The sequence below is a fragment of the Georgenia sp. TF02-10 genome (genome assembly GCF_022759505.1).
Taxonomy (GTDB): domain Bacteria; phylum Actinomycetota; class Actinomycetes; order Actinomycetales; family Actinomycetaceae; genus TF02-10.
Genome location: NZ_CP094289.1, coordinates 218232 through 243965, shown reverse-complemented (window position 1 = coordinate 243965; position 25734 = coordinate 218232). Strand labels below are relative to the sequence as shown.

At 69.7% G+C, this 25734-nt stretch carries 22 protein-coding genes and 1 pseudogene; 19 read left to right on the top strand and 4 right to left on the bottom strand.

Features of this window, described 5'->3' with window-relative positions:
* Positions 1-21 precede the first annotated feature (21 nt).
* The 12 genes and pseudogenes from MF406_RS01165 (at position 22) to MF406_RS01115 (ending at position 8226) form a co-directional block, all read left to right on the top strand.
* Positions 22-897 (top strand): ABC transporter substrate-binding protein, encoded by an 876-nt coding sequence (locus MF406_RS01165; protein WP_242896211.1) that lies wholly within the window; start codon positions 22-24, stop codon positions 895-897.
* 92 nt (positions 898-989) lie between these two features.
* On the top strand, positions 990-1781 hold the full coding sequence (locus MF406_RS01160; RefSeq protein ID WP_242896210.1) for an amino acid ABC transporter permease: 792 nt from the start codon (positions 990-992) through the stop codon (positions 1779-1781).
* Complete coding sequence (locus MF406_RS01155) at positions 1778-2548, top strand: amino acid ABC transporter ATP-binding protein (RefSeq protein WP_305852980.1); 771 nt, start codon at positions 1778-1780, stop codon at positions 2546-2548. Before MF406_RS01160 ends, MF406_RS01155 begins: the two co-directional genes overlap by 4 nt.
* The gene (locus MF406_RS01150; RefSeq protein ID WP_242896209.1) at positions 2545-3585 is read left to right on the top strand and encodes a Gfo/Idh/MocA family oxidoreductase; all 1041 of its coding nucleotides are present in this window, start codon (positions 2545-2547) and stop codon (positions 3583-3585) included. Before MF406_RS01155 ends, MF406_RS01150 begins: the two co-directional genes overlap by 4 nt.
* 30 nt (positions 3586-3615) lie before the next feature.
* Positions 3616-4638 carry an SIS domain-containing protein gene (locus tag MF406_RS01145; RefSeq protein WP_242896208.1) on the top strand — a complete coding sequence of 341 codons (1023 nt, stop codon included), beginning with the start codon at positions 3616-3618 and terminating at the stop codon, positions 4636-4638.
* Positions 4638-5486, top strand: a complete 849-nt coding sequence (locus tag MF406_RS01140) for a PfkB family carbohydrate kinase (protein WP_242896207.1) — start codon at positions 4638-4640, stop codon at positions 5484-5486. Before MF406_RS01145 ends, MF406_RS01140 begins: the two co-directional genes overlap by 1 nt.
* A 137-nt stretch (positions 5487-5623) precedes the next feature.
* Entirely contained in the window at positions 5624-6364 is a 741-nt protein-coding gene (locus MF406_RS01135) for a 3-keto-5-aminohexanoate cleavage protein (RefSeq protein WP_242896206.1), read from the top strand.
* Between the two features lie 68 nt (positions 6365-6432).
* Positions 6433-6717 (top strand): annotated as a pseudogene (locus tag MF406_RS18970) (hypothetical protein); the annotation flags it as partial.
* Positions 6718-6726: 9 nt separating this feature from the next.
* On the top strand, positions 6727-6975 hold the full coding sequence (locus tag MF406_RS01130; RefSeq protein WP_242896205.1) for a hypothetical protein: 249 nt from the start codon (positions 6727-6729) through the stop codon (positions 6973-6975).
* A 42-nt stretch (positions 6976-7017) separates the two neighbouring features.
* Positions 7018-7176: a hypothetical protein gene (locus tag MF406_RS01125; protein WP_242896204.1), complete on the top strand. Its 159-nt coding sequence runs from the start codon at positions 7018-7020 to the stop codon at positions 7174-7176.
* An 11-nt stretch (positions 7177-7187) separates the two neighbouring features.
* The gene (locus tag MF406_RS01120) at positions 7188-7625 is read left to right on the top strand and encodes a hypothetical protein (RefSeq protein WP_242896203.1); all 438 of its coding nucleotides are present in this window, start codon (positions 7188-7190) and stop codon (positions 7623-7625) included.
* 25 nt (positions 7626-7650) lie between these two features.
* Positions 7651-8226, top strand: a complete 576-nt coding sequence (locus MF406_RS01115) for a hypothetical protein (RefSeq protein ID WP_242896202.1) — start codon at positions 7651-7653, stop codon at positions 8224-8226.
* On the opposite strand, the gene MF406_RS01110 is transcribed toward MF406_RS01115, so the two are convergent.
* Positions 8165-8908: an FAD-dependent monooxygenase gene (locus MF406_RS01110; protein ID WP_242896201.1), complete on the bottom strand. Its 744-nt coding sequence runs from the start codon at positions 8906-8908 to the stop codon at positions 8165-8167. The genes MF406_RS01115 and MF406_RS01110 overlap by 62 nt on opposite strands.
* 81 nt (positions 8909-8989) lie before the next feature.
* Here MF406_RS01110 and MF406_RS01105 point away from each other — a divergent pair, with 81 nt between their 5' ends.
* The 5 genes from MF406_RS01105 to MF406_RS01085 all read left to right on the top strand — a co-directional run bounded on the left by MF406_RS01105 (position 8990) and on the right by MF406_RS01085 (position 15580).
* Positions 8990-10012 (top strand): LacI family DNA-binding transcriptional regulator, encoded by a 1023-nt coding sequence (locus tag MF406_RS01105; protein ID WP_242896200.1) that lies wholly within the window; start codon positions 8990-8992, stop codon positions 10010-10012.
* Positions 10013-10175: 163 nt separating this feature from the next.
* Positions 10176-12296, top strand: coding sequence for a glycoside hydrolase family 36 protein (locus MF406_RS01100; RefSeq protein ID WP_242896199.1), 2121 nt, complete (start codon positions 10176-10178; stop codon positions 12294-12296).
* Between the two features lie 66 nt (positions 12297-12362).
* Positions 12363-13688 (top strand): ABC transporter substrate-binding protein, encoded by a 1326-nt coding sequence (locus MF406_RS01095; RefSeq protein WP_242896198.1) that lies wholly within the window; start codon positions 12363-12365, stop codon positions 13686-13688.
* A gap of 66 nt (positions 13689-13754) precedes the next feature.
* Positions 13755-14699 (top strand): carbohydrate ABC transporter permease, encoded by a 945-nt coding sequence (locus tag MF406_RS01090; RefSeq protein ID WP_242896197.1) that lies wholly within the window; start codon positions 13755-13757, stop codon positions 14697-14699.
* Positions 14700-14791: 92 nt separating this feature from the next.
* Positions 14792-15580, top strand: coding sequence for a carbohydrate ABC transporter permease (locus MF406_RS01085; protein ID WP_242896196.1), 789 nt, complete (start codon positions 14792-14794; stop codon positions 15578-15580).
* A gap of 118 nt (positions 15581-15698) precedes the next feature.
* Here the strand turns inward: MF406_RS01085 and MF406_RS01080 are convergent, their stop codons facing one another.
* Positions 15699-16730, bottom strand: coding sequence for an IS630 family transposase (locus tag MF406_RS01080; protein ID WP_242892207.1), 1032 nt, complete (start codon positions 16728-16730; stop codon positions 15699-15701).
* Positions 16731-16888: 158 nt separating this feature from the next.
* Here MF406_RS01080 and MF406_RS01075 point away from each other — a divergent pair, with 158 nt between their 5' ends.
* Positions 16889-20347: a hypothetical protein gene (locus MF406_RS01075; protein ID WP_242896195.1), complete on the top strand. Its 3459-nt coding sequence runs from the start codon at positions 16889-16891 to the stop codon at positions 20345-20347.
* A gap of 234 nt (positions 20348-20581) precedes the next feature.
* On the opposite strand, the gene MF406_RS01070 is transcribed toward MF406_RS01075, so the two are convergent.
* Positions 20582-21151, bottom strand: a complete 570-nt coding sequence (locus tag MF406_RS01070; RefSeq protein WP_242896194.1) for a glycosyltransferase family 2 protein — start codon at positions 21149-21151, stop codon at positions 20582-20584.
* Between the two features lie 409 nt (positions 21152-21560).
* A complete protein-coding gene (locus tag MF406_RS01065) occupies positions 21561-24326 on the bottom strand; it encodes a hypothetical protein (RefSeq protein ID WP_242896193.1) in 2766 nt (921 codons plus the stop codon).
* 247 nt (positions 24327-24573) lie between these two features.
* Between MF406_RS01065 and MF406_RS01060 the strand changes: the two genes are divergently transcribed.
* Positions 24574-25662: a LacI family DNA-binding transcriptional regulator gene (locus MF406_RS01060; protein WP_242896192.1), complete on the top strand. Its 1089-nt coding sequence runs from the start codon at positions 24574-24576 to the stop codon at positions 25660-25662.
* Positions 25663-25734 lie beyond the last annotated feature (72 nt).

Below are 25734 nucleotides of genomic sequence, written 5' to 3'. Positions count from 1 at the left end.
ACCAGATCGGAGATCGCCACGATGCACATCACCTCCCGCACCGCCTGGGCCGCCCTGTCGGCCACCGCGCTGCTCGCGCTGACCGCCTGCGGCACCGACAGCGGCACCCCCTCCGACAGCGCAGCCGCGGATCAGAACAACGAGTTCAACCTCATCAATCCCGGCAGCATCCGGGCGGCCAGCATGGGGGACGCCCGCCCGTACACCTTCACCGACGAGAACGGGGAGTTCACCGGCTTCGACGTAGAGTTCTTCAAGGAGGTCGCAAGCTGTGTCGGTATCGACGACGTGGTCTTCACCGGCCAGGACTTCTCCGCCATTCTCCCGGCCGTCGCCAACGGCCAGTTCGATGTCGGCGTCGCCGCGATCGGTATTACCGAGGAGCGCGAGGAGACCGTCGCCTTCACCGAGGGCTACCTCGCGGGGTATCTCACCGTCATCACCCCGACCGGCGCAGGCGTGACCGAGGAGTCCGACCTGGCCGGAATTCGTCTCGGCGTGGTCCAGGGCACGCTGCAGGATGCCTACGCGGTGAAGAACTTCCCCGACACCGAGATCGTGCGCTTCCCTGACAACAACGCAGGGATCTCTGCGGTTAACAGCGGTGCCGTCGACGCTCACTTCGCCGACTACGAAGCGGCCAAGCAGTACACCAGCCAGTACGACGTGGAGATGGCCATCAACATCCCCTCCTTCGACGCGCCGGCCGGCTTCGCTGTGGCGCCAGGCAACGACGCCTTCCGCGAGGCGCTCAACGTCTGCATCAAGGAAAAGATGGAGGACGGCACCTGGCGCGACCTCTACCAGCAGTGGTTCCCCGGCTCCCCGATGCCTGACCAGTACCTGCCCTCCTCGGACAAGACCTCCGACGACCCCAGCCCGACCACCACTCCCTGATCCCTGGCCCCGGGCAGGCCCGGGCCGTGCACGCGCATTCGGCCCAGACCGCCTGTGGACGACCGGGTCCCCCACCGGCAAAGGAGCGACCTATGAACGACTGGCTGGAGCTGCTCGGGCGCACCTTCCTCGACTTCGACGCCATGTGGCAGGTCTTCCCACAGATGCTGGGGACCGGCCTGAAGAACACCCTCATCATCTCGGCAGCAGCCACCATCATTGGGCTCGTGCTTGGCATGCTGCTGGCGATAATGGGAATATCGCGCAGCCCGTGGCTGCGGCTACCCGCGCGCGTCTACACGGACGTCTTCCGCGGCCTCCCGGCGATCCTGACAATCCTGCTGATCGGTCAGGGCTTCGCCCGGTTCAGTCAGGAGATCTTCGGGCCATCGCCGTACCCGCTCGGGATCCTCGCCCTCTCGCTCATCGCCGCGGCCTACATCGGCGAGATCTTCCGCGCCGGCATCCAGGGTGTGGACAAGGGCCAGCTCGAGGCCTGCCGGGCCCTCGGCATGAGTTATGCCAAGGCGATGCGACTGGTCGTCGTCCCCCAAGGCGTGCGGCGTGTCCTGCCCGCCCTGGTCAACCAGTTCATCGCCATAGTCAAGGACTCCTCACTGGTCTACTTCCTCGGCCTGCTAGTCACCGAGCGTGAACTGTTCCGTGTCGGCCAGGACGCAGCCGTCCTCACCGGCAACCTGTCCCCGCTCGTCCTGGCAGGCGCGTTCTACATGGTGATTACGGTGCCGTTGACGCACCTCGTCAACTACTTCGACAACCGCTTCCGCACCGGCCGGCGTCCGGCAGCTCCCACCAGCGGGTTGATGGAAGTCCACGAGATGGACCGCAAGGTCTCCGCCCTCCAGCATGGAGAGAACACATGAGTTCCGCGACTACGGCCGTCTCCACCGACGCACCCACCTACGAGGGCTCAAGCCTCGACCTGATCAACCTCTCGATGGCCTACGGCGAGTTCAAGGTCATCCGGGACATCACGGTCAACGTCCCGGCCGGCACCACCACCTGCATCATCGGGCCCTCCGGCTCGGGCAAGTCCACGCTGCTGCGTGGCGTCAACCGCTTGCACGAGCCCAAGGGCGGCGACGTGCTCATCGCCGGTGAGAGCGCGCTGCGCGTCCATCCTGACCGGCTGCGCCAGCGGATCGGCATGGTGTTCCAGCACTTCAACCTCTTCCCCGACCACACCGCCCTGCAGAACGTGGCGCTCGCGCTGCGCAAGGTCAAGGGCATGGGGAAGGCCGAGGCGCTGGCCATCGCCCGGGAACGGCTAGACGAGGTCGGGCTGGGGCCCCGCGCCGACCACCGGCCCAGGGACCTCTCCGGCGGTCAGCAGCAGCGGGTGGCCATCGCTCGGGCGTTGGCGATGCAGCCGGAGGTCATGCTCTTCGACGAGGTCACGAGCGCCCTCGACCCGGAACTGGTCAAGGGCGTGCTCACCCTCATGGCCTCGCTGGCGAGCCGCGGCATGACGATGGTCGTGGTCACCCACGAGATGAACTTCGCCCGCAAGGTCGCCGACCAGGTCGTCTTCATGGACGAGGGCGAGGTCGTGGAGGCCGGGCCACCGGCGCGACTGTTCGACGACCCCCAAAGCGGCCGGTTGCGCACCTTCCTTTCGGAGGTGCTGTGAGCATCCGCACCGCCGTCATCGGCTACGGCACCGGTGGACGCCACTTTCACGCCCCGTTCCTGGCAGCCGACTCCGCGTTCCACCTCGACACCATCGTCACTGCCGATGCCCGGCGGGCAGAGGCGGCCCGAGCAGACCACCCCGGTACGGACGTCGTCGCCGACCTCGACACGCTCCTTGAGCGGGCCGGTGACCTCGACCTCGCCATCGTCGCCACGCCACCGGCCCGCCATGCCGAGCAGGCGCACGCTGCGCTCGATGCCGGCCTGCACGTCGTCGTAGAGAAGCCGCTATCGCTCACGGGGAAGGAGGGCAGTGAGCTCCTAGACCACGCTGCCGAGGCCGGCCGGGTGCTCACCGTGTTCCAGAACCGGCGCTGGGACGGCGACTTCCGCACAGTCCGCCGCCTCATCGAGGAGGGCCGGCTTGGTCATGTCCGGCGGTTCGAGTCCCGCTTCGAGTGGTGGAAGCCCGAGGAGCCGAAGGTATGGAAGGCCGCCGCGCAAGCCAGTGAGGGTGGTGGCATCCTCTTCGACCTCGGCCCGCACTTGCTTGACCAGGCGCTCCAGCTCTTCGGGCCGGTCGAGGACGCCCACGCCGAGCTGGTCCGGTACCGGTCCGGTGACGGGGCCGACGACGATGCCTTCGTTGCGCTCCGCCATACGTGCGGAGTGACCTCCCACCTTTGGATGAACGGGCTGGCCCCCCAGCTGGGCCCGCGGTTCCGCGTGCTCGGCTCGCAGGCCGGCTTTACAACCTACGGCCTGGACCCGCAGGAGCCGGCCCTCAAGGCCGGCGCCTCACCCACCGACCCCGGCTTCGGGGAGCGGCCCCGCGAGCAGTGGGGCGTTCTCGGCCGCACCGGCGAGGAGCAGCCCGTGCCCACCGATCCCGGCGACTACGCGGCCTTCTACCGTGGCCTGGCCGCAACCCTGCGCGAGGGTGACCCACCGCCCGTCGACGCCCACGACAGCCTGGCCGTCATCGAGCTCATCCAGGCCCTCCACCAGCAGTTCCCCCTGCGGCGCGCCGACTGACCGCCGCCAAACACGTCAGAAAGGTCCACCATGCCTGTCGCCACCCCTGCCGCTCCCTTGCGCCCGGTCCCGGACGACTTCACTGCCCGTATCGAGACGGCCCTCGGCACTCGCCCCCAGATCGAGGCCCTCGTCGACCGGGCCACAAGGGCCGGCCTGGACAACATCTTCCTGGTCGGCTGCGGCGGCTCCCTGTTCGGCTTCGGACCGCTCCGGGTCCTGCTCGACCGCAGCCCCATCCCGGCGTTCACCGTCAATGCCGACGAGCTGCTCACACGCCGCCCGGCCGCCTTGGGTGCCCGCTCGTTCGTCGTCATCAGCAGCACCAACGGCGGTACCGCCGAGACCGCCCGTGCCGCCGCGCACGCCCGAGACGTCGGCGCCACGGTCGTCGGTGTCACCCAGGACCCCATGAGCGTGGTCGGGCGCGCCTGCCCTGAGTTGGTCCTGCACGAGGGCATCGAGGCTAAGCAGATCGTCCTGTCCCTCATCGGCTGGTCACTGCTGCGGGCCCTGGACGCGGCACCTGACCACACCGAGGCGATGACCGCGCTCCAGGCGGCGCCTGGCGCGTTCCGCTCGGCGATCGAGGAGTTCGAGGTCGACCTCGACCGCATCGCCGCGGCCCTGCACTCCGAGCCGGTGGTCTACGTCCTCGGTTCCGGCGCCCTGGAGTCGGCCGCCAACACTCTGGCCATGTGCTATCTGCAGGAGATGCAGTGGAAGCACGCTGTCCCGGTGGGGTCAGGGGAGTTCCTGCATGGCCCGTTCGAGATGGCGACCGAGGACCTGCCGGTCATCGTGCTCATCGGCGAGGACCCCACCCGGCCCATGGGAGAGCGCGTGCTGCGGTTCCTCGAGCGGTACACCGACAAGGTGCACGTCGTGGACGGCGCCATGTTGTCCCTTCCCGGCGTGCCGGAGGGGATGCGCCCGTTCGTCGGCACCCTCGTCGTCTCAAGCACCCTCCTGGGCCGGCTCGCGGAGCACTTCGAGGCATGGTCCGGCCACTCCCTCAAGGACCGCCGCTACATGTGGAAGGTCGATTACTGATGGTTCGGATCGCGGCCATCGGGGACAACGTCACCGACTGCTACGTGGACCGGGGCACGATGTACCCGGGCGGAAACTGCGTCAACGTCGCCGTATGGGCGGCCAGAGCCGGTGCCGAGACAGCGTACGTCGGCCAGGTCGGGGACGACGAGCGCGGCGCCCTGCTCTGCGACGCGCTCGCTGCCGAAGGAGTGGACACCACCCGAGTCCGCGTCGTCCCTGGGGTCACGTCGAGGACCGTCGTGCGCCATATCGACGGTGACCGCTACTTCGGCGCCACCGACAAGGGGGTCCGCGTCTTCACACCCACCGTCGAAGACGTCAACTTCGTCGCCGGCTTCGACCTGGCCCACGTTAGCTACTGCAGCGAGCTGGACCACGTCGTCGCCGATATCTCCCGACACGTCGCCGTCTCGTACGACTTCGACGACCGCATCCGCACTCGGGGGGCGGAGAAGCTGCTACGCCACGTCACGGTCGCCGCCTTCTCTGGCTCCCACCTCGACGACGATGATGCAGCCGACGTCGTCAGCTGGGCCCACAGCTGCGGTGCGCGATGGGTCATCCTCACCCGCGGGGGCCTTCCCGCTCACGTCTCGAACGGAACTAGGGTCGAGCAAGCCACGCCACGACCGATCACTGCCGTCGACACCCTCGGCGCCGGTGACGCTTTCATCGGGCGGGTGCTCGTGGGCATCGTCTCGAAGACGCCCCTCCACCTCCTGGCCGGCAACGCCGTGAAGGCTGGGGCCCAGGCCTGCCTCGAGCCGGGAGGGTTCGGCCACGGCAAGGACCTCACGGACGACGATGGAGGCCTGCAGCGCCTTCTGGCTGTGCGGGCAAACTGACCTCGGATGTCCGAGACACGCCCGTTCGCCCGCCTTTCGACCCCGAGCGCGAGCCCATTCTGGTCTGCGGGTGCGCGTGTTTGTGCTAGAACGGCGGCGTTCGGGGCTGGCGAGCAGCGAGTGGGGAGGCCCGTGCCGTGGACGCAGGTAACGCTGTTCCGCTGCTGCAGGCGGCGCTGAACGGTGACCGGGAGCATCCGGCCGCGCCCCGGACCCCGGCAGACATCGCCGCCGAGGCCCGGGCGGCGGTGGCCGCCGGCGCGCGATCGCTGCATCTGCACCCCTACGACGAGGACGGTGAGCAGACCCTCGCCGCCGGGCCGTGCGCCGCGACGCTGGCAGCGGTGCGTGCAGCGTGCCCGGGCATCCCCATCTCGCTGAGCACCTCGGCCGAGATCGAACCCGACCCTCGACGCCGGATCGAGCTGGTCAGAAGTTGGACGATGCTGCCCGACCTCGCCACCGCCAACCAGGGCGAGGCCGGAATCATCGAGCTGTGCGAGGTCCTGGACCAGCGGGGCATCGGCATCGAGGCCGGGCTCCTCTCCCTCGATGACGCCCGTCGCTTCGTGGCCGCCGGTATCGCGGCACGGTGCGTCCGAGCGATGGTCGAGCCGCTCGATGCTGACCCCGAGGCCGCGGTCGCGCACGCAGTTGCGATGGAGCAGGTCCTCATCGACGCCGGTGTCGGCCTGGAGCAGGTGCACCACGGTGACGGGATCGCGTCCTGGGCGGTCAACCGGAGGGCCGTTCCCCGCGGGCACGGCATCCGTACCGGCCTGGAGGACACCCCTGTGCTTCCCGACGGCCGCACCGCCAAGGGCAACGGCGATCTCGTCGCAGCGGCTGCGTCGCTGCTGCGAGACGGTCTCACCTGACGCCCGGATGGTCCGGCCCGCCAAGCAAGGCGACGCCGAGTCTTGGTCAAGGCGACCCATCTGTTGGTGTGCCGGCAAACGGTACGGTAGACGAACCGTCCGAGTATCGAAGGGAATGTTGGTGGCCACCTCGCACAGCGCGGCGGCCGAGGCGTTCGGCCGGGCTGTCCAGCGTTACCAGGGCCCGACGCAGGACTTCGACGACGCGGTCGGTCGCGCGCTGGGGCTTGGTGCGGCCGAACTTGGCTGTCTCGACTGGCTCTCGGAGTCCGCGATGTCGGCGGGCGAGTTCGCGAGAGCGATCGGGCTGCGCCCCCGCCGCCACCACGGCACTGGTGGACCGGCTGAGCCGACGAGGCCTGATGCGCCGCACGCAGTCGCCGGGCGACCGTCGGAAGGTCCAGGTCGAGCTGACCGCGGAGGGACGGCGCCTGGTGTGGGACGTGTACGGGCCCATGGTCCGTGACGGCCAGACCCTGCTGGAGGAGCTCGGCGTCGACGAGATCACGGCGATGGCGGGGCTGGTCAACAAGCTGTCACAGCTCACGGAGGAGCACATTCGGCGGGTGTCGACGCGAGATGCTGAGCGCGGCGAGCGGGTAGGCGGGTGACGTCGCGTAGTGCGACTGCAGAACAAGGGTGGGTCACTGCTGATGCAGCAGGACCTGTTGGAAGGTGAAGCGCTCCTCGAGCGCGGGGCCCTGGCCATGTGCGCTCGGCTCCGGCTCCGGCAGCGGCTCGAGCAGATCGGACGACCGACGGTCGTAGGGGCGGCCGCCCTGCGGGTGCTGGCCGGCGCGACATCGACGTGACCACCTCCTGCGTGAGTCTGGACGAGGGAACGGTGGGGCGCATCGCGCGGCTGGGAAGCGACCTCGCGGTGCACCCGGACGTGCGCCAGGTCACCATCCGCGACGACGCCGGCCGGTGGAACCGCGACCCGCGGTACCCGGACGGCTTCTACCTCGGCGTCGACTGCCGGTCGCCGCACGGCAACGACTGGACGCTGGACCTCTGGTTCGTCGACGAGCCGGACCGTCAGCCCGACCTCGCGCACGTCCGGCGCTTCGGACCGCTGATGACCGAGGAGGCGCGGGCCGCCGTCGTGCGGCTCAAGCGGACCACCCGGGAGGCCGGCGCTGGAGGGGAGCGGGCCGTTCCGAGCTTCCTCATCTACCAGGCGGTCGCGGAGGAGGGGGTGCGGTCCGTCGAGGAGCTGAACGCCTGGCTCCGGGAGCCGCCGCCGGGGTCGAGGCCATGAACACGTGGTCGAGAGGGGAGCTGCGATGAGCCGCTCGGGCGGTCCGCCGTCGATGGTCGCGCGGGTCAACGCGCTGCTGGTGGCGCCGGGCGCAGACCGCGCCGAGCTGGGGCTCGGGTACGGCACCGCGGTGATCGGCGCGCTCACGGTGACCGTCCTCGGTCTGGTCTCGGGAGGCACGCCGCTTCAGGTCGTGGTCCTCGCCGTCGTCGGGTTCGATCTCGCCGGGGGAGTGGTCGTCAACGCGACCGCCGCGGCCGAGCGGCGCTTCCATGACGTGCCGGACTGGCGGCGCCGCTCGGTCCTCTTCGTGGCCGCGCACGTGCACCCGTTCATCCTCGCCGCGCTGTTCCCGGCCCAGTCCTGGTGGGCTGCCGCGCTACTCTACGCCGGGCTCGTCCTCTCGGCCGTACTGATCACCTCGAGCACGACCCTGCGCCGGCCGGTGGCGTTCGCCTGCGCAGCCGTCCTGGTCCTCCTCGCGTCCGCGACCGGCCCGGCCGATCCGGCCCTCGCCTGGGTCGCCCCGCTGCTGGTGATCAAGCTGCTCCTGTCCCACCTGCTCGACGGGGCGGCGGTCCGACCGAGGTCGCCGGGGTAGCGGGGCCGTCCCGTTCCGGGAGGCGCGGGAGCGTGACGTGGTCGGTGCTCCCGGCCTGCGACTGCCGGGTGGCCATGCGGCGGAAGACGCTGCGCAGGATGGCGTCGTGGACGACCCGGCGCACCGGCCCGGCGGTCTTCGAGCTGCTGTGCCGCGCCCCCTCGGCCACGACCCGCTCGACCCGCGCGCGTCGGTGCTGCTCGAACGCCGCGAAGCCGGCCTCCCGCGTCGGCGCCGCGTGTAAGCACGAGGCGAGGACGACGGCGTCCTCCAGGGCCAACGACGCCCCCTGGCCTGAGCTCGGTGCCGGGGCGTGGATCGCGTCCCCGACCAGTCCGAGCCGCTGCCGGTGCCACACCGGCACGTGGGGGAGGTCGAAGGTGTTGTCGCCGGCGAGCTCGAGCCGGCCGGTGGTGATCCGCGGAACGGACCGGGATCGGCGGCGGCCAGGTCCGCCAGCATCTGCTGCCACGCCTGCACCGGGTCTCCGCGCGCTGGCGCGGCGGGAGATCTGCGGGCGCGGGACGTTGACGAACCAGACGACGTCGCCGGCGGGCGTGGGTAGCGCGCCAAAGAATGCGCGCAGGACGAGCGTGCCGGCGTCAAGGACCGTGGCGACCCGATCGTCGACGATGTGGCCGCATGCGGGGGTCCACGCCAAGGTGGCGTGGTCCCAGAGCACCCGCGGCCGAGCGCACGATGGTCTGAAACCGTTAATCATGCGTGGTTGGGAGGTCCGTCGTCGCTCACGTAATCTTGCTGCGTGAACTCAGGGCCGCGGATGAAGCCGCCAGTCATCGCCGACGTCGCCAGAGTGGCGGGCGTCTCGGTCCCGACGGTCTCGCGCGTGCTGAACGGGACCGTCCGGGTGAGCGCGGAGCGGCGCGCACGGGTGATGTCCGCCATCAAGGAGCTGGACTTCCGACCCAACGGGGCGGCCCGGTCGTTGGCCAACCAGGCCGGATCGATAATCGCCGTGTTCGCCGGAAACACCACCCGGTACGGGTACGCCTCGACCATCCAGGGCATCGAGGAGGCGGCGCGCCAGGCAGGCTACATGGTCGTCATCTCGGTTGTGGAGACCGCCGACAGTCTGACCGTCGAGCGAGCCATCGATTACGCGCTCGGTCAGCCGCTGGCCGGGGCGATCATCCTGGAGTTCGACCCGCCGGGGGCCGCGGCCCTGGCTCAGATGCCGTCGTGGCTGCCCTCGGTCGCGGCAGCCTCCGGAGGCTCGTCCGACGAGGCCATCTCGCACGCGTACATGGACGATCGGTTCGCCTCTGCGCAAGCCACCCGGTATCTGCTGGACCTGGGGCACAAGACGGTCCATCACGTGGCGATCCCGTCGGTGGGCGTGGAGAGCGCCCGGATGGTCGGGTGGCGCGACACGCTGCGCGAGGCAGGGATCGAACCGCCGCCGGTCATCCACGCCGGGTGGGACCCGCTGGCCGGGTACGAGGCCGGGGTGCGGCTAGCGCGCGACGTGGCGACCACCGCGGTCCTGGCGGGGAACGACGAGCTCGCCATCGGTGTCATGAAGGGCCTGGTGGACTCCGGGCGGCGGATCCCGCAGGACGTGAGCGTCGTCGGTTTCGACGACCACCCACTGAGCCAGTTGTGGGTGCCCCCGCTGACGACGGTGCGCCAGGACTTCGTCGGTCTCGGTCACCACGTGTTCGGCCTGCTGGTCGGGCGCTTGGAAACCGGTGAGCCGCGCCCGTCTGTGCGCATGGTCCCCGACCTGGTCCTGCGGCAGTCGACCGGCCGCCCCGCCGCCGGCTGAGCAGCCTGGCCGGCCAGCCCTCCGGGCGACGGTGCCTTGGTCGGCTGAAAGCGAAGATCACCAGTGCGGCCCCCTTACCGCCCCACAGGCTTGCGCTAAGCGATGATCGACGCTTTCATAGTCTCCAACGAGGCGCTGAGATGGCGCAGGAAGCGAGGCGAGGATGCCGGGTCGGACCGACGACGGTCGTGAGCTGATCAGCTGGGGCGAGGGAGACCTGCGCCTGGCGATACGGCGCCAGCCCGACGGCCCGGTGACCGCGCAGCTGGTCTCCGCCCGCACACCGGGGGACGGCGCGCCGGTGCAGCCGTTGGTGGAGATCCTCGCCGTCGGTCACGGACATTGCTCCGCGAACCTCCGCAACACCGCCACGGCCGTCGGTGCCCGTTTGCGCTACGTCAGCCACCAGCTCGTCCACGAGGCCGGCTGGGACTCGCTGCACGTGGTGCAGCACGACGAGGTCAGCGGCCTGGAGGTGCAATCCTTCCTGCGCGGCCGCTCGACCGGTGCGTCCGTGCAGGCCTGGACGAGCGTTCGCAACCTCGGGGCGGCGCCCGTCCACCTGCAGGCCGTGTCCTCGCTGATGATTGCCGACCCTTGCGGTCCCGGTGTGCTGAAGGGCGTGGAGTCGGTGGAGGGCGTCAACGAGTGGCTGGGGGAGTGGCGCTGGTCGGCCCGGCCGGTACGCGGCCATGCGGCCCTGCCTGCGTTGGGTCTGGCGGCGCACCAGCACCAGGACTCCCGGGGCGCCCACGCGCTCGTCAGTCAGGGCACATGGTCGTCCGGCCAGCACCCGCCGACAGGCGTGCTGCGTGCGCTCGACGGCGGCAGTCTCGCCTGGCAGGTCGAGCACCCCGGTCCGTGGCGCACCGAGATGGGCGTGCGCCTCGACGGCGAGGAGCGGGAAGTCCTCGTCCTCGGCCTGCTCGGGCCGACCGACGCCGACCACGGGTGGCTGCGCACGCTCGAGCAGGGCCAGAAGTTCGTTTCGGTACCGGTGTCGGTCGCCTGGACGGACGGCGACTGGCAGGCCGCCGTCGCCGAGATGACCCGACACCGGCGAACGGTGCGCCGACCGGCGCGTGCCGCAGGTTCTGTGGTCTTCAACGACTACATGAACACCCTCATGGGCGACCCGACGACCGACAAGCTCCTGCCGTTGATCGACGCGGCCGCGAAGGTTGGGGCGGACTACTTCTGCATCGATGCAGGCTGGTACGACGACGGTGCCGACTGGTGGGACTCGGTGGGCGAGTGGCGCCTGTCCGACGTTCGCTTTCCCGACGGCGGGCTGGACAGGGTGCTGCAGGCGATCCGCGCAGCCGGGATGGTCCCGGGCCTGTGGCTCGAGCCAGAGGTCATCGGCGTGCGCAGCCCCCTGGCCGCGGAGCTTCCCCAGGAGGCGTTCCTGCAGCGGCGGGGTACCCGGGTCGTCGAGCACGGCAGGTACCTGCTGGACCTGCGCAACGAGTTCGCCCGCAAGCACCTGGACGACGTCGTGGACCGTCTGGTGGACGAGCACGGTGTGGGCTACTTCAAGCTCGACTACAACGTCACGCCTGGATCGGGCACCGACCGGGACGCCGACAGCGCCGGTGACGGCCTGCTGCGCCACACTCGCGCCTACCTGAGCTGGCTCGACGCGGTGCTCGAGCGGCACCCGGACCTCGTGATCGAGAACTGTGCCTCGGGGGCGATGCGCGCCGACTACGGGCTGCTGTCGCGCCTGGAGATCCAGTCGACGAGCGACCAGCAGCAGCCGCTCCGCTACCCGCCGATCGCTGCCGGGGCGTTGATGGCGGTGCTGCCCGAGCAGGCCGGCAACTGGGCCTACCCGCAACCGTCGATGTCACAGGAGGAGATCGCCTTCACGATGGTCACCGGCCTGTCGGGACGGCTGTACCTGTCGGGGCGGATCGACGCGATGGACGAGCACCAGCTGACCGTTGTCGCTGAGGGCGTACGGGCGGCACGGATGTGGGACGACGCGGCAAGGGATTCGGTGCCGGTATGGCCGCTTGGCCTGCCCTCCTGGGACTCCTCCTGGCTCGCCGTCGGGCGCGCCGGCGAGGACGAGACCGTGCTGGCTGTCTGGTGGCGCGGAGGCGCCGAGCGGGAGGTCTGCCTCCCGATCCCCCACGGCACGGTCGAGACCGTCTTTCCGGCGACCACAACTACTTCCGGGCTCGAGACGATCCCGGACGGCGACCGCTTGAGGCTGCGCGCGACGAGCGACGAGCCTGCTGCACGACTGCTGCGGATACGCCACCAGGGCGTCCGGTAACACCGACCGGCGCCCACCCCGAACCTGCCGTCACGGATGACGAAGGGCGAGACCCGAGGAGCTGATATGAAGAAGTATCTGAGCTGTGCAGCCTTCATCGCCGCCGCAACACTGGCGTTGACCGCCTGCAGCGACCCGACCGCGGGCAGCGGCGGGAGCTCGGGCGGCGACGAGGCCACCGAATGGCCTGAGCAGACTGCGGACCTGTCCGGGACGACGCTGACGATCTGGGCGGCGCAGAACTCCAACACCGTCCCGGAGGCCGTCACCGCGGCGTTCGAGGACGAAACCGGGGCCCAGGTCGACATCGTCACGATCCCCGACCCCTACGAGCAGGGCATCCAGACCAAGGTCGCCACCGGCGACAAGCCGGACCTCGCCTTCTGGCAGCCGACGACCTCGATGCTCACGGCGCTCAACGCCCCGGCGAACCTGCAGCCGCTCGACGACGCCCCGTGGCTGGACAGCTACAGCCCTGAGCTGCGCGACATCACTGGCATCCTCGACGGCACCAGGTACGCGACATTGATCACGAGCCCTGCCGTGCAGGGGGTCTACTACAACAAGGAGGTCTTCGCCGAGCACGGCATCACGGAGACCCCGAAGAACTGGGACGAGTTCGTCGAGCTCGGCCGACGGCTGAAGGCCGAAGGCCAGACGCCGTTCTATGACTTCACCACGCCGACCGGGTGGGGAACGCAGTGGTGGGTCCAGGTCCAGCTCGCCGACGCCGCCGCCGACGGCCTGTGGGACCGGGTGAACGCCGCTGAGGAGAAGTTCACCGACCCCACGATCCTCGGCGCGATCGAGACGTACAAGTCGCTCATCGACGAGGGCCTGTTCAACCCCGACATCAAGACCGCCACCTTCGAGGACCAGGCTGATGCGCTCCTGGCGGGTCAGGCAGCCATGACAGTCCAGGTCAACTCCTTCTTTGGTCAGCTGCAGGCCAAGGCCGACACGGCTGAGCTGGACGAGAAGATCGGGTTCTTCCCGATCTCGCCCAGCGGTAACGTCGGAACGATGATCCCCGACCAGGCGAACGCCCTGGTCGCGTTCAAGACCGGTGACGCACAGCGGGAGGCCGCCGCCCGTCAGCTCCTGTCGTTCTGGCTCGGCGACGGGTACGCCGACTTCGTCGCCGACCAGAACACCGTCTCCCTGCAGCCCGACGTGCCAACACCTGACGGCGTGCCGCAGGCGCTCCAGGACGTGCACGCCTCGATCGCCGACAGCGTCGGGTCCATGCAGGCCCTCGCGGTGGCGAACCCCGACCTGTACATCTACCTGGCCGACATGATCCAGGGCACGACCACACCCGAGCAGGTCGCCCAGCAGAGCCAGGAGCAGTTCGCCCAGCTCGCCCGCGCCCAGGGCGTCGAGGGCTTCTGAGCCCAGCCGCGGCGCCGGGACGCGCCAAGCGTGCGCGCCCCGGCACCCGTGAAAGGTGACCCACAGATGACAGCGACCGTCAGCACCGACCACCGCGCCCGCGTCGTCCCCCCGCCGCGACAGACACCTCGCCGCCGCGGCGAACGATCCCGCAAGACCCACCCTGCGTGGTTCCTCGTCCCGGCGTTCCTCGTCCTGGGCGTGTTCTTCTTCCTGCCCACGATCTTCAACTTCGTCTACGCGCTGACCGACTGGTCGAGCTTCAAGGCCTCCATCTCCTTCGTGGGGTTCCGAAACTTCGCCGAGCTCATCTCCAGCGGGACGCTACTGGGGTCACTGCGCATCACACTGATCTACGCCGTCCTCGTCGCAGTTTTCCAGAACCTCTTCGGGCTGCTGCTTGCCCTCCTCCTCGAGCGCGACACCAGAGTCAACAGGCTTGCGCGCGTCATGTTCTTCATCCCCGTCATCATGTCTGCCCTGGCCGTCGGCTATGTCTTCCAGGCGATGCTCAAGCCCGAAGGCGCGGTCAACCAGATCCTGGGTGGCATCTTCGGCACTGACGTCACCATCCCATGGCTCGGCAGCACAACCTGGACGCTGCTGGTCGTGGCACTGATCCATGCCTGGAAGTGGATGGGCCTGTCGATGCTCATCTACCTGGCCGGCCTGAAGACGATCAACGAGGACGTCCTGGAGGCAGCCCGGCTCGACGGCGCATCCGCCTGGCGCACCTTCCGCGACATCCGCTTCCCGCTGCTCGCCCCGGCCATCACGTTCAACGTCGCCACGGCGCTCCTGGGCTCGATGAACGGATTCGACATCGTGCAGGCCACCACCGGCGGCGGGCCCGCCCGCACGACCGAACTGCTCAACATCTTCATCTTCCGCACCTTCGGCCAGGGCCTGTTCGCCCAGGCCACGACAATGAGCCTGGTGCTCTTCGTGGTGGTCGTTGCCCTGGCATTCCCTGTCATCCGCACCCTGCGCAAGCGGGAGGAAGTCCTATGACCGCGCACACCGTTACTCGCAGGTCTACGGCGCCCACCGGTCGCCGACGTCCCGGAGGGTATACCGGGAAGTGGCCGGCCATCCAGCCGGTCGTGGCCGTACTCGCGGTGATCCTCCTGATCGGCATGCCGCTCTGGATCGTGGTGGTCACCGCCGGCAAGACGCAGGCCGAGGCGCTCAACCCAAACCTCTCCCTGCCCACCACCTGGCAGTACGCGGAGAACTTCTCCGCCGTCTGGCAGCAGGGGCGCGTCCCTGCCGCGTTCTTCGGCAGCCTCCTGGTCATGGTTCCGTCCGTGCTCGGCGTCCTCGTGCTCGGCTCGCTGGCCTCCTGGGTCCTGGCGCGGCGTGCCAGCCGGCTGTTCGCCGTGCTGTACGCCCTGGCGATCAGCGGGATCGTCCTTCCTCCGGCGGTGGTGACGATCGTGCTGCTGCTGCGGAACATCGGCCTGGACGGCAGCGCGGTCGGGATGATCGGCGTGTACATGGGGATGTACATGTCGACGGTCATCTTCTTCGTCACCGGATTCGTCCGCACTATCCCCCAGGAGCTGGAGGAAGCCGCCCGGGTGGACGGCGCCGGACCGCTTCGCGTGTTCGGCACGATCATCCTGCCGCTGCTGGTCCCGGTGCTCTCGACCGCGACCATCTTGATCTGCCTCTACGTCTGGAACGACGTCTTCTACGCGTTCTTCGTTGTCGGCGGCCGGCTCGACACCCTGCCCCTGAACCTCTTCCAGGTCGCCAGCGCGGGACTGTACCTCAACAACTGGCACCTAATCTTCGCCTACGTGATCCTCATGAGCCTGCCTCTGCTGGTCGTGTTCATCCTGGCGCAGCGCAAGATCATCTCCGGCATCACCTCGGGGGCCGTGAAGTAGCACCGGTTCCCGGCTCCGGCCGATCCCCCGTCCCGACCTCGGAGGTAACACGCGCCAGAACCGGCCTCAGGCCTTCACCGACACATCATCGGAGGTATAGCCCGGATAGATCAAAAGCTCACTCCAGGCGGTAGGGGAACTTGTTGCCGCGGATGAAGCCTTCGAACGCGGTCCTGGTCTGGTCGAAGGTGGCGCGCTGGATGTTGCTTATGCTGGTTTTTGCTTCGCCCCAGACGTGCTCGATCGGGTTGTGGTCGGGTGCGTAGGGCGGCATGTGGATCAGGTGGATGCGTTCGAGGAGATTGCCTGGTCCGAGGTGGGCCCGCAGGGCTTTGGAGCGGTGCCAGGCGGCGTTGTCCCACACGATCACGATCTTCTTCTTCGGGTGGGCGGCCGTGAACGCGGTGAGGGCCTCGATGATGGTGTCGCTGTTCTGCCAGTCCAGGCGCCGCAGGTCCACCTTCCCGTCGTCCTGGTGGAGGAACCCGATGTAGCTCTGGGCCTGGCGCTGGCGGTCGACCTCGATGCGGGTGGTGGTTCCGGCCATCTGCCAGGCCCGGCGCAGGATGGCCTCGTGCTCGATGCGGACCTCGTCCGCGGCCACCACGATGGTGTCCGGGTCGGCCAGGTGCGGGGCGATCTCCTGGTGGATCTCGGCCATCCGCTTGGCGATGGTGGCCTCGTCGCCGCGTCGCTTGTCCACCGCTTCGGGCTTGTGGAAGGTCATCCCGGCCATGTGCAGGAGGAAGTGGTAGGAGCTGTCGGACTCGTAGACCACCTCGAAGTGGTTGTGCAGCCAGGACGCCAGGTTCGGTACGTCCCAGAACTGCGCGGGCAGTCCCTGCTCCGAGGGTGGGGAGGCCAGGATCTGGGCTACCTGGGCGCGCTGGTCGGCGGTGAGCTTGGAGGCGTTCAGGTTCTCGGCGTGACCGGTGTGCACCGACGCCAGACGCATCTTCTGCCAGTCCCTCACCCAGGCCCGTACCGTCGAAGGCCTGCGGTCGACAAACCTGGCGACCGTGCCGATGTCGACGTTCTCGTGCAGCAGCATCAGCGCTTCTGCCTTGAGCCGCATCAGCTTGTACGGCGCTTGCTCCTTGTACTTCATCAGGATGGACCACTCGGTACCGTCCAGCTCGATCAACGTCATGCACCAATAGTAGTAATCAGACGTCCAATCCTGGGGAGGCGCGCCGCGACACGCCCACAACCTTTCGCAGATCTCGCATGGGGCGACACGCCTCAGCCGTTCGTAGCTCTCGCCCCGGGTCAGGAATCAGTTCTTGTCTTATGGCCGCTATAATCGCAATGTCGCAACCGCCAAGACTTCGATGGCTGCTGCGCAAGCCCCTGTCCGGGCTTGGCGTGGCTGCTCTCGCCCTGACCGGTATCGTCCTCGCAGGACCGCACGCCGAGCCGGCGTTGGCCGCCACCGACGTCGTGACCGTCGACTTCTCGCAGTCGACCGGGGAGTTCCACGGCGGCGCCACCGGCACGCTCTACGGGTTCGGCTCGGCGGACGTGCCCACCCGCGCCATCGCGAACGGCGCCCACGTCACCAACTCCTCGTCCAAGCCGCCCTACGGTCTGCAGCACCCGACCGGCGACATGCTCTCGTACGAGACCGATTTCTTCGCGAAGCACGGCCAGTACCTGTCGCCGTACCTCCAGGACTTCTACGCGGAGTGGTACTACAACGGCTCCAACCGCCCGCCGGACGTCCGCACGTACGACCAGACCACCGGGCAGTGGACCGGCACCACCGAGACGGGTCCGAACAGCAGCACGGGCGTCTGGGCGCAGCCCACCGCCCCCAACGGAGTCTGGGACTACCTCGAGGTCGTCGACTTCGTCACGACGCGGATCGCCGAGGAGGCCGAGTACCCGGGGCAGTACCTGCTCATCCCGTTCAACGAGGCCGAGGCCAACTGGTACAGCCGCTGGAGCGAGACCGACCAGTACTGGCCAGGCGAGTCGAGCGACATGATCCGGCGCGGCAACAAGGACACGTTCTGCGCCGACTGGGTCGCGATCTACGAGAAGATCAACGAGGTGTACGCGGCCCACGGCTTTGGCAAGCCCCGGATCGGCGGTGGCGGCTGGACCGGCTGGAAGCCGACGCAGACCCGCGACGCGCTGACGTGCATGCGCGACACGGGCACCCTGCCGGACGTCTTCATCTGGCACGAGCTCAGCAGCTCCGGCCTGACCGAGTTCCCGGCGCACATGCGCGCCTACGAGGCGATCCTCGACGATCTCGGCCTGCCGCGGATCCCGGTCAACATCTCCGAGTGGGGCAGCCTGCACGACATGAGCGCCCCCGGCCGGGTGATGCAGTGGCTGATCAACTTCGAGAACGAGAAGGTCGACGCCCAGACCTCCTACTGGAACGCCGCAGGCACGCTGTCCGACAACGTCGCCGGCGTCAACGGCGCCAACGGTGGATGGTGGACCTTCAAGTGGTACGGCGACCTCGAGGGCTCCGAGACGGTCGCCACCACCACGCCGTCGAACGCGGCCGATCAGACCCACGCCCTGGCCGCCATCGACCATGACGACACCAGGGCCACGGTCCTGGTAGGGGGCACGTCGACGGGTCAGTTCACGCTGGACGCGACCGGGCTCGACCCGGCTGAGTTCGGGGACACGGTCGACATCGAGGTCCGGGAGATCGGGCTGACCGGGGCCGAAGGTGTTCAGGGCAACCCCAGGGTCGTCCTCGCCAAGGGCGGCGCCGCGCTGGCCGCTGACGGTTCCCTGGACGACATCACCGTCGATGTGCCCTACTTCGACCGCGCCTACCAGGTGCTCATCACGCCCGATCAGGACCGTGATGTCGAGGCCGCCCAGGCTGCCCAGCCGTGGAGGTCCGACATCGAGGCCGAGGACACCGTCCTTGGCGGACCGGCCCGGACGCGCAGCTGGACGACCTACGGCAGTGAACTCTGGCGTCCCTCGGGCGGCTCCGACGTCGCCTGGTTCAACACCGCCGCGGCGAGCGCCACGTGGACGGTGGACGTCCCCCGGGACGGGACCTACCGGCTGGAGGTCATCCGCGCCGGCGACGGCCAGGCCGGGCGGCATGCGCTCTACGTGGACGACGAGCTCGACCAGCTCGTGCAGTATGCGGCCAACCTCGCCAACGACGGAGCCACCCGCGCGAAGTGGAAGTACCGAGGGTCGGACACCGTGGACGTCGAGCTTACGGCCGGAAGCCACACCCTCTCGCTGAGAGCGTCGGACGACGGCGGCGCCACGGCGCTCCCGCACTCCGACGTGGCACTCGACCGCTTTATCCTCACGGACGTCACCGACGGAGACCCGACGACGTACCCGGCCAGCACGTGGCGCAACTACGGCGGCGCACGCATGGCCTACGGCGACCCGGTCGCGACCACCAACGGCAGCGTGCGGCTCGCCGGCGAGGCGCGGTCGGACCTGTACGTGACGGCCTGGGAGTCCGGGTACCACGACGTGACGGTCGACTGGGCGACGGAAGCGACGTCATCGGTCAGCCTGACCGTGAACGGAACCCCCGCCGCCACGGTCGAGTCTCCGGCCGCAGGGGAGTGGAGGTCACAGGCGACGATCTACCTCGCCGAAGGCATCAACGAGATCGAGGTCCGATCGCCCTCCGGCGCCCACGTGGCCGGCCTGACCACCGTCAGGAACCGCTCCGCGGACGATGAGCACGCCCACACCCTCGAGGCCGAGTCGGCAACCCTCCACGGTGCCGCCACGGCGGTCACCAGGCCGACGAACGCGGGAACCAACGCGTCCGGCGGCGGGTACGTGACGGGCGCCGGACAGGGCGAGGACAACTACGCCCTGGTGCCTCGTGACCCGAAGGTGGCCGGGGCAGGCGACTACGCCGTCACCGTCAGCTACTCCAACCAGAACGTCTCCGGCTCCCACGCCTACAACCCCCAGGTCGTGGACGTGCGATTGTCGATCTCGGAGGAGTCCGAAGACGCGACCTACACCGAGGTGGGCTCGAGCGGCATGCGCTACACGAACCACTGGGAGAGCTTCTGGGACCGGACCATCACCGTCCGCCTCGGCGCCGGTGACGATCCGTTGAAGTTCCAGTCGGCGGCGCTCATGGAGCCGTGGTCCACCTGGACGGTCCCGCCGCCCTGGGGAGCCGCCGCGCCCGCGTACCTCGACAAGATCACCATCGCACCCGTCCAGGTCGGCCCGATCGCGACCCAGCCGCTCCGCGACCTCACCGGACCGACGGTCACGGTCAAGCCCGAGTCGACCGGGCGGGACGGGGTCTACAGCACCGTCTCGTTCAAGCTGTTCGATGCGCACAAGGTCGACAGGCTCACGCTCAACGGGGTCGTGAAGGACCTGAGCGACAACGTCTGGTCCGACCTCAACAGAGTCGAGCCAGGGGCGTACGGCGCCACCCCGGGGACGAACGTCCTCAAGGTGTACGACGTGGCGGGCAACGAGACGACACTGAGCTTCGTCCTGGACGTCACCAGTCCGACGGTGACGGTCAAGACCGGAGAGAACGAGTCGGTCGGCTCGCCCGAGGACGGGTACGAGAAGGTCTCCTTCAAGCTGTTCGATGCGCACAAGGTCGACAGGCTCACGCTCAACGGGGTCGTCAAGGACCTGGTCGACAACGCCTGGTCCGACCTCAATGACGTCGGGCCGGGGTCCTTCGGGGCCGTGCTCGGCGAGAACGAGCTGATGGTGTACGACGTCGCGGGCAACGCCAGGACGGTGACCTTCACTCTGGTCGAGCCCGAGCCCTGACGGCTCAGACCCCGGGAGGGTCGGTCCCGCGAGGACCGGCCCTCCCTGTGCGCGCGGCTACCAGCCGAAGATAAAGCTCGAGCAGACGGAACAAGGATGGCCAGCTGAACCAGAACGCTGACTCAGCAGCATCGGTCAAGGTCGGCAGCCTGACGCAGCGCCCGCCGCATCGTCGAGCTTGTGCGCGCGGTCGCCCTACCGGCGGCTCGCGTCGACCACGGTGTCCGGCCCGCTCTACCCAGCAGCAGCGCGGCGGGTGGCGACCCGCACGGCCGCGGCCATGCCGCCGTCGCCGTAGGTGATCTCCCCCAGCGGGACTGACGAATCCGCCGCGGCGACGTCCTCCCACCGCGCCCGGACCTCCATGGCCCGGCGCTCCAGCCCCAGCAGCGCCTCCCGCAGGTGGTCGGCGAAGAGCGGGCGGTGCTTGTCGATGATCCGCCCGTACAGCTCCAGCCGGCGCTCCATCGAGCGGACGTTCGCCGAGGCAGGCGCCGTGCGGTAGCGGACCAGCGGCTCCGGGACGACGGCGGCCCGCCCGCCCCGGGCGAGCAGCGTGAGGAAGAAGTCCCAGTCCTCGAACCCATCGCGCATCGTCTCGTCGTAACCGCCGGCCGCCTGCCAGGCGGCCCGGCGCAGCACCGCGTTCGCCGGGCAGGCGTTGCGGTGCAGGAACTCCACCACGCCGCCGCCCGGCGGGCGCACGACGGCGTCGGGCGGCTCGGTCTGCTCCGTCGCCGAGGCCACGGCGTCGGCGACCAGCTCGCCCTGGTCGTGGGCCGTGATGACGACACTGACCTGCACAACTCATGCTCCCACCGGCCCGGCGGGTACCGGGGACTGGCCTCGGTGACCGAACTGCCGTCAGGGTCGTAGCCGGTGACACCCGGGATCTCACCTCGCGGCACGGGGCATCCAGGTCCGCGACGGCGTCGTGGAACGAGTCCTCGACGAGGGGCGCGGTCTGACCGGCCTCCAGCCGAGCGACGGGGCGGAGGGTAGCGCTGGACGCCATCGTCACCCTTTCCGCCCTGATCCCGGCCGACGCCACACCCCGGCCTCTCGGCGCCGCGACAGCCAAGGGCCCGGTGGCTACCTTCACCCGGGCCGACCCCCGGGACGCACCAGCGTCGACGAGTCTGGGTCGCGGGCAACGCGGTGCAGCCGGCAGCCGACGTACCCATGTCGGCCGTCCGCTACGAGGCGCCGTCCGCTAGCCGCCGTCGCGGGCCCCGGACCCGGGCTCGACCGTCACGTCCCGAGCCGTGGCACCGGCCGGCCTGATCGTGGTCGTGGCCCGGTTCCCCGCGTAGTCCTCGATGGTGATGGTGACCTCGCTCGTCGCACTCGTGAGCCGGACGTCCGCGAGCGCAGCTGCCGTGGTCCGTCCGCGGACCACGTAGGGCGTCGAACCGTAGGAGTAGGTCGTGGCGAAGGCCTTGGCGACGCCGTCTTCCTCCACGTAGAGCTTGTACCAGTCGGGGACGCCGTCGGGCGCCTCGATAGCCAGGCTCCGGCCGTCCGCGGAGACGGTGGCCAGGTCGGCCGGGTACGGGGGGACCACGGTGTCGACGAACTCGCTGCGGACGCTCACGGGGGTGCCCTTGCCGACCTGGACGGTTGCGCGGAAGTGGCCGCCGTCCACGGGCAGCGCGCGGAAGACCGCCCTGTCCTGCTGGCCGCGGCCGATGACCGTCCGCCGCTCGATGGCCTCCTCGGAGTACTCGGACGTCAGCGAGACCCGGGCCGGTCCCTTCGCCGGCACCTCGGTCCACGTGACCTCGACGGTGCCGTCGGCCCTCGACGTCGCCGTCAGATCCCGCGGGGCGGTCGTCAGGTCGTAGTCGATCGTGGCGGGCGCGCTGCGCTGGCCGTCGGGCCCGATCGCGTACAGCTCGAGGGTGCCCTTGTCGTCGTCGAGCTTCTTGAGGTAGAGCGTCTCGTCGTAGGTCCCGCCCAGGTAGGTGCCGTCGGCGTAGACGGCGTACTCGGTGACCTGGTCGTACGGCGCCAGGTCCCAGCTCACGATCGCCTCGTCGGTGTCGATCAGCGCAGCGTCGAGCGTGAAACCGGTCGGCCTGGCCGGTGCGGGGGTGGTCCCGTCGGTCAGCCGCAGGGCGCCGAGGTTGACCTGGTAGTCCTCGACCGGGGCCGACCCGGCGGCGACCTTGAGGGAGATCGTCGCGATCTTCTTCCCGGCCAGGTCGGCGAGGTCGAGGGTGCTGGTCGTCCAGCCGTCGGTGCGCCTGCCGGAGTCCGTCAGGGGCAGCTCGATCTCGGTGGTGGGGGCGTCGGTCAGCGTGACGACGGCGGCCAGCTCGGTGTCGTCGTCGGCCGACGGCTTGTTGTAGGTGACGGCGAGCTCGGACCTGCTGGTGACGTCCAGGTCGGTGCGGAAGAGGCGGACGGTGGAGTCCGCGTCGACGGTGCCGGCGACCACGAGGGAGCTGCCGCCCTCGTACGCGCCGACCTGCTGGTAGGAGAACCGGTCGGCCTTGGTGTACCGGGGGCCGTAGTCGTAGTCGACGTCCAGGGGCGTGCCGTCGGTGCGCACGTCCCACTGCCAGGTCACCGGGACGTCCTGCACGTTGATGTTGGACCACTCGGCCTCGCTCGCGACCTGCCCCGCCTCCCGGTACTCCAGCCCGTGGCCGGTGTTGAAGGTGGTGGCGAAGGTGGTGCCGTCGATGACCGAGCGCTCGGCGACGTACGTGGAGATGCCGTCCCACCGGGGGGACGTGGTCCCGCCGGGGCGGCCGGTGGAGCTACCGGTCCACCACTGGCGGGAGCGGTCGAAGGCCCGCCACTGGGTGGCGTCGTTCTCCTTGTCCGGCATGTCGGCGTGGACGAAGTCGGCGCCGAGGGTGGCGATGGAGTTCATCGGACGGCCCTCGGCGTCGAGGTTGTCGTCCAGGTCGTAGGGCTGGTCGAACTGGTACATCCCGGCCTCGACCCCCGCGAACACCGCCTCGTGCGGGTCCAGTCCGAGCGACTCGGCATGCGCCTTGGAGCTCGTGAGCCGTGGCCGGTTCCACCAGTAGTTGAGGAAGATCGAGTCGGCCACGTCGCCGATCTCGGCGTCGCGCACCCATGGGCTGTTGACCGGGGTGAACGCGTTCTGGTAACTGATCCTGCCCGAGGTGTTGTGGATGGAGTCGTACCACTGCACGTAGAGGCCGCCGTCGCGCAGCTGCTGGATGAACCGCTTGTAGTCGGTGATCCGGGCGGCCGAGATCGCCGACTCCTGGTTGATGAAGTAGCCGTCGAAGCCGTAGTAGCCCGCGAGCTCGACGAGCTTGTCGGCGACCGGGAAGCGTCCCTCGGCGTCCTTGACGAGCAGCTCGTCGTAGCTCTGGTGCCCGCGGTCGTTGGGGGAGAAGAAGATCGTCCCGATCGACAGGGCGCCGTTCTTGTGCGCCGCGTTGGTGTACGCGGGGTTGGGCAGGTTGAGCATGCCGAACTCGAACCACTTCTCGCGCCAGTCCTTGGCGGGGTCGTACCACTCCTCCGGGATGCCCGCGGTCGGCGTGCCGTGCCAGGAGGCGTAGTAGTCGGTGTACTGCCAGAACTCGAAGACGTGGGCGCTGAACTCGTTGTTCGACTGGTAGGACTCGAAGAAGGCGTTGCCGTAGTCGCCGGCGAGGTTGAGCAGCTGGGTGCTCGGGTCCAGCCCCGGGTTCTGCTGGGTCGCCGCGATCGGCTCGACGCGCTCCTGCAGCGGGACCCGGGCGCGCAGCAGGTCACCGAACAGGTCGCTGTCCGGCGTCCAGCGCAGCAGGTCGGCGGTGGAGTAGCCGTGCTGGTAGGGCTGGTTGGCGCCCTTGGCGCTCTCGCCGGTCCACGGGAGGGTGTCGGAGGCCGTGGCCGGCAGCGTCAGGGTGGTGGCGAGCAGCGCCGACGACGCGAGGGCGGTGACCGCCCGGCGGGAGCGTCGGGCCCGGCGCGAGCGCGCCGTGCTCGGCGAGGGCGACGTGGGCATGGGCGGGTACCTGCCTTCTCGAGGAACGGTGACGTCGGCGTCGTGCCGCGAACCTACTAACGCGCTTTAGCGTAGGGACGGAGCCGGCGGCGCACAAGAGGTCGGCGGGGGCCGGTGCGGCGGGGGCTGGTGCGGCGGGCGACGGGCGGCGGTGCGGCGGCGGGAGCCGGCCCTGATCCCTCCGTGGGCCCCCGAGCTCGCCGAGCCAGCCGCGGACCCCGGGCCGGCGGCGACGTATCCTCGGCAGGTGCCAGAGGACGGGGGAGTGCGCGCTCGGCGGCAGACGGCCGGCCCGGCCGTGCGCCGGCCCCGAGCCCGTGACATCGCCGAGCTCGTCGGGGTCTCCGAGACGGCGGTCTCGTTCGCGCTCAACGGCCGTCCGGGGATCTCCGAGGAGACCCGGGCCCGGATCCTCAGCGCCGTCGCGGAGCTGGGCTTCACGCCGAACTACGCGGCCCGGGCGCTCACCGGCGCCGGCTCCTCCACGATCGGCTTCGTCGTGGCGCGCGCGCCGGAGAGCATCGGCACCGAGTCGTTCTTCCTGCACCTGGTCGCGGGCATCCAGTCCACCCTGTCCGCGCGGCACTACGGCCTGCTGTTCCAGGTGGTCCCCTCGGTGGCGGAGGAGCTGGACGTCTACCGGCGCTGGTCCTCGGAGCGGCGGGTCGACGGCGTGGTGCTGGTCGACCTGCACCAGGACGACGCCCGGCCCGCCGCGCTGCGCGACCTGGGCCTGGCCGCGGTCCTGGTGGGCGGGCCCGACCCCGAGGCTCGGCTGTCGTCGGTGTCGATCGACGACGTCGCCGCGACGCGGTTGATCATCGACCACCTGGCCGGGCTCGGTCACCGGCGGATCGCCTACGTCGCCGGCGACCCCGCGCTGGAGCACGTGCGCCAGCGCGCCGGGGCGTTCATGGGCTACGCGGGGGAGGCCGGCGCCGACGTCGTGGTCGTCCCGACGGACTTCTCCGCCCAGGCCGGCTCCGCGGCCGTCGCGGAGCAGCTCGCCCGCACCGAGCCCCCGACCGCGATCGTGTTCGAGAACGAGGTCCTGGCCGTCGCCGGGGTCGGCGTGCTCAAGGGGCGGGACCTGGCCGTGCCCGGGGACGTGGCCGTGGTGAGCTTCGAGGACGGCGTCATCTGCGCCGCCACCCGTCCGCAGATCACGGCGCTGCACCGGCAGACCTACCGCTACGGCGCGGCGGTCGCCGAGCACCTGATGCGGCAGGTCGACGGCGGCCGCCCGGCGAGCGTCGTGCTGCCGCCCCCGGCGCTCGTGGTGCGCGGCAGCTCCGACCCCGCCGTCACGGAAGACGTCGACCCCTCGGTGTTCTGACCGCTGCGGGGAGAGCCAGGAGGAGCGTGACCAGGGTCCTTGCGCCCTGGGACTAAAGCGCATTAGTGTCCC

Bases quoted from the DNA above. Each gene is read 5' to 3' on its own strand.
- MF406_RS01115 (WP_242896202.1), top strand. From the start codon at position 7,651: ATGAGCCGCTCGGGCGGTCCGCCGTCGATGGTCGCGCGGGTCAACGCG.
- MF406_RS01165 (WP_242896211.1), top strand. From the start codon at position 22: ATGCACATCACCTCCCGCACCGCCTGGGCCGCCCTGTCGGCCACCGCG.
- MF406_RS01130 (WP_242896205.1), top strand. From the start codon at position 6,727: ATGCGCCGCACGCAGTCGCCGGGCGACCGTCGGAAGGTCCAGGTCGAG.
- MF406_RS01095 (WP_242896198.1), top strand. From the start codon at position 12,363: ATGAAGAAGTATCTGAGCTGTGCAGCCTTCATCGCCGCCGCAACACTG.
- MF406_RS01125 (WP_242896204.1), top strand. From the start codon at position 7,018: ATGCAGCAGGACCTGTTGGAAGGTGAAGCGCTCCTCGAGCGCGGGGCC.
- MF406_RS01100 (WP_242896199.1), top strand. From the start codon at position 10,176: ATGCCGGGTCGGACCGACGACGGTCGTGAGCTGATCAGCTGGGGCGAG.
- MF406_RS01155 (WP_305852980.1), top strand. From the start codon at position 1,778: ATGAGTTCCGCGACTACGGCCGTCTCCACCGACGCACCCACCTACGAG.
- MF406_RS01140 (WP_242896207.1), top strand. From the start codon at position 4,638: ATGGTTCGGATCGCGGCCATCGGGGACAACGTCACCGACTGCTACGTG.
- MF406_RS01080 (WP_242892207.1), bottom strand. From the start codon at position 16,730: ATGACGTTGATCGAGCTGGACGGTACCGAGTGGTCCATCCTGATGAAG.
- MF406_RS01145 (WP_242896208.1), top strand. From the start codon at position 3,616: ATGCCTGTCGCCACCCCTGCCGCTCCCTTGCGCCCGGTCCCGGACGAC.
- MF406_RS01075 (WP_242896195.1), top strand. From the start codon at position 16,889: ATGTCGCAACCGCCAAGACTTCGATGGCTGCTGCGCAAGCCCCTGTCC.
- MF406_RS01090 (WP_242896197.1), top strand. From the start codon at position 13,755: ATGACAGCGACCGTCAGCACCGACCACCGCGCCCGCGTCGTCCCCCCG.
- MF406_RS01160 (WP_242896210.1), top strand. From the start codon at position 990: ATGAACGACTGGCTGGAGCTGCTCGGGCGCACCTTCCTCGACTTCGAC.
- MF406_RS01065 (WP_242896193.1), bottom strand. From the start codon at position 24,326: ATGCCCACGTCGCCCTCGCCGAGCACGGCGCGCTCGCGCCGGGCCCGA.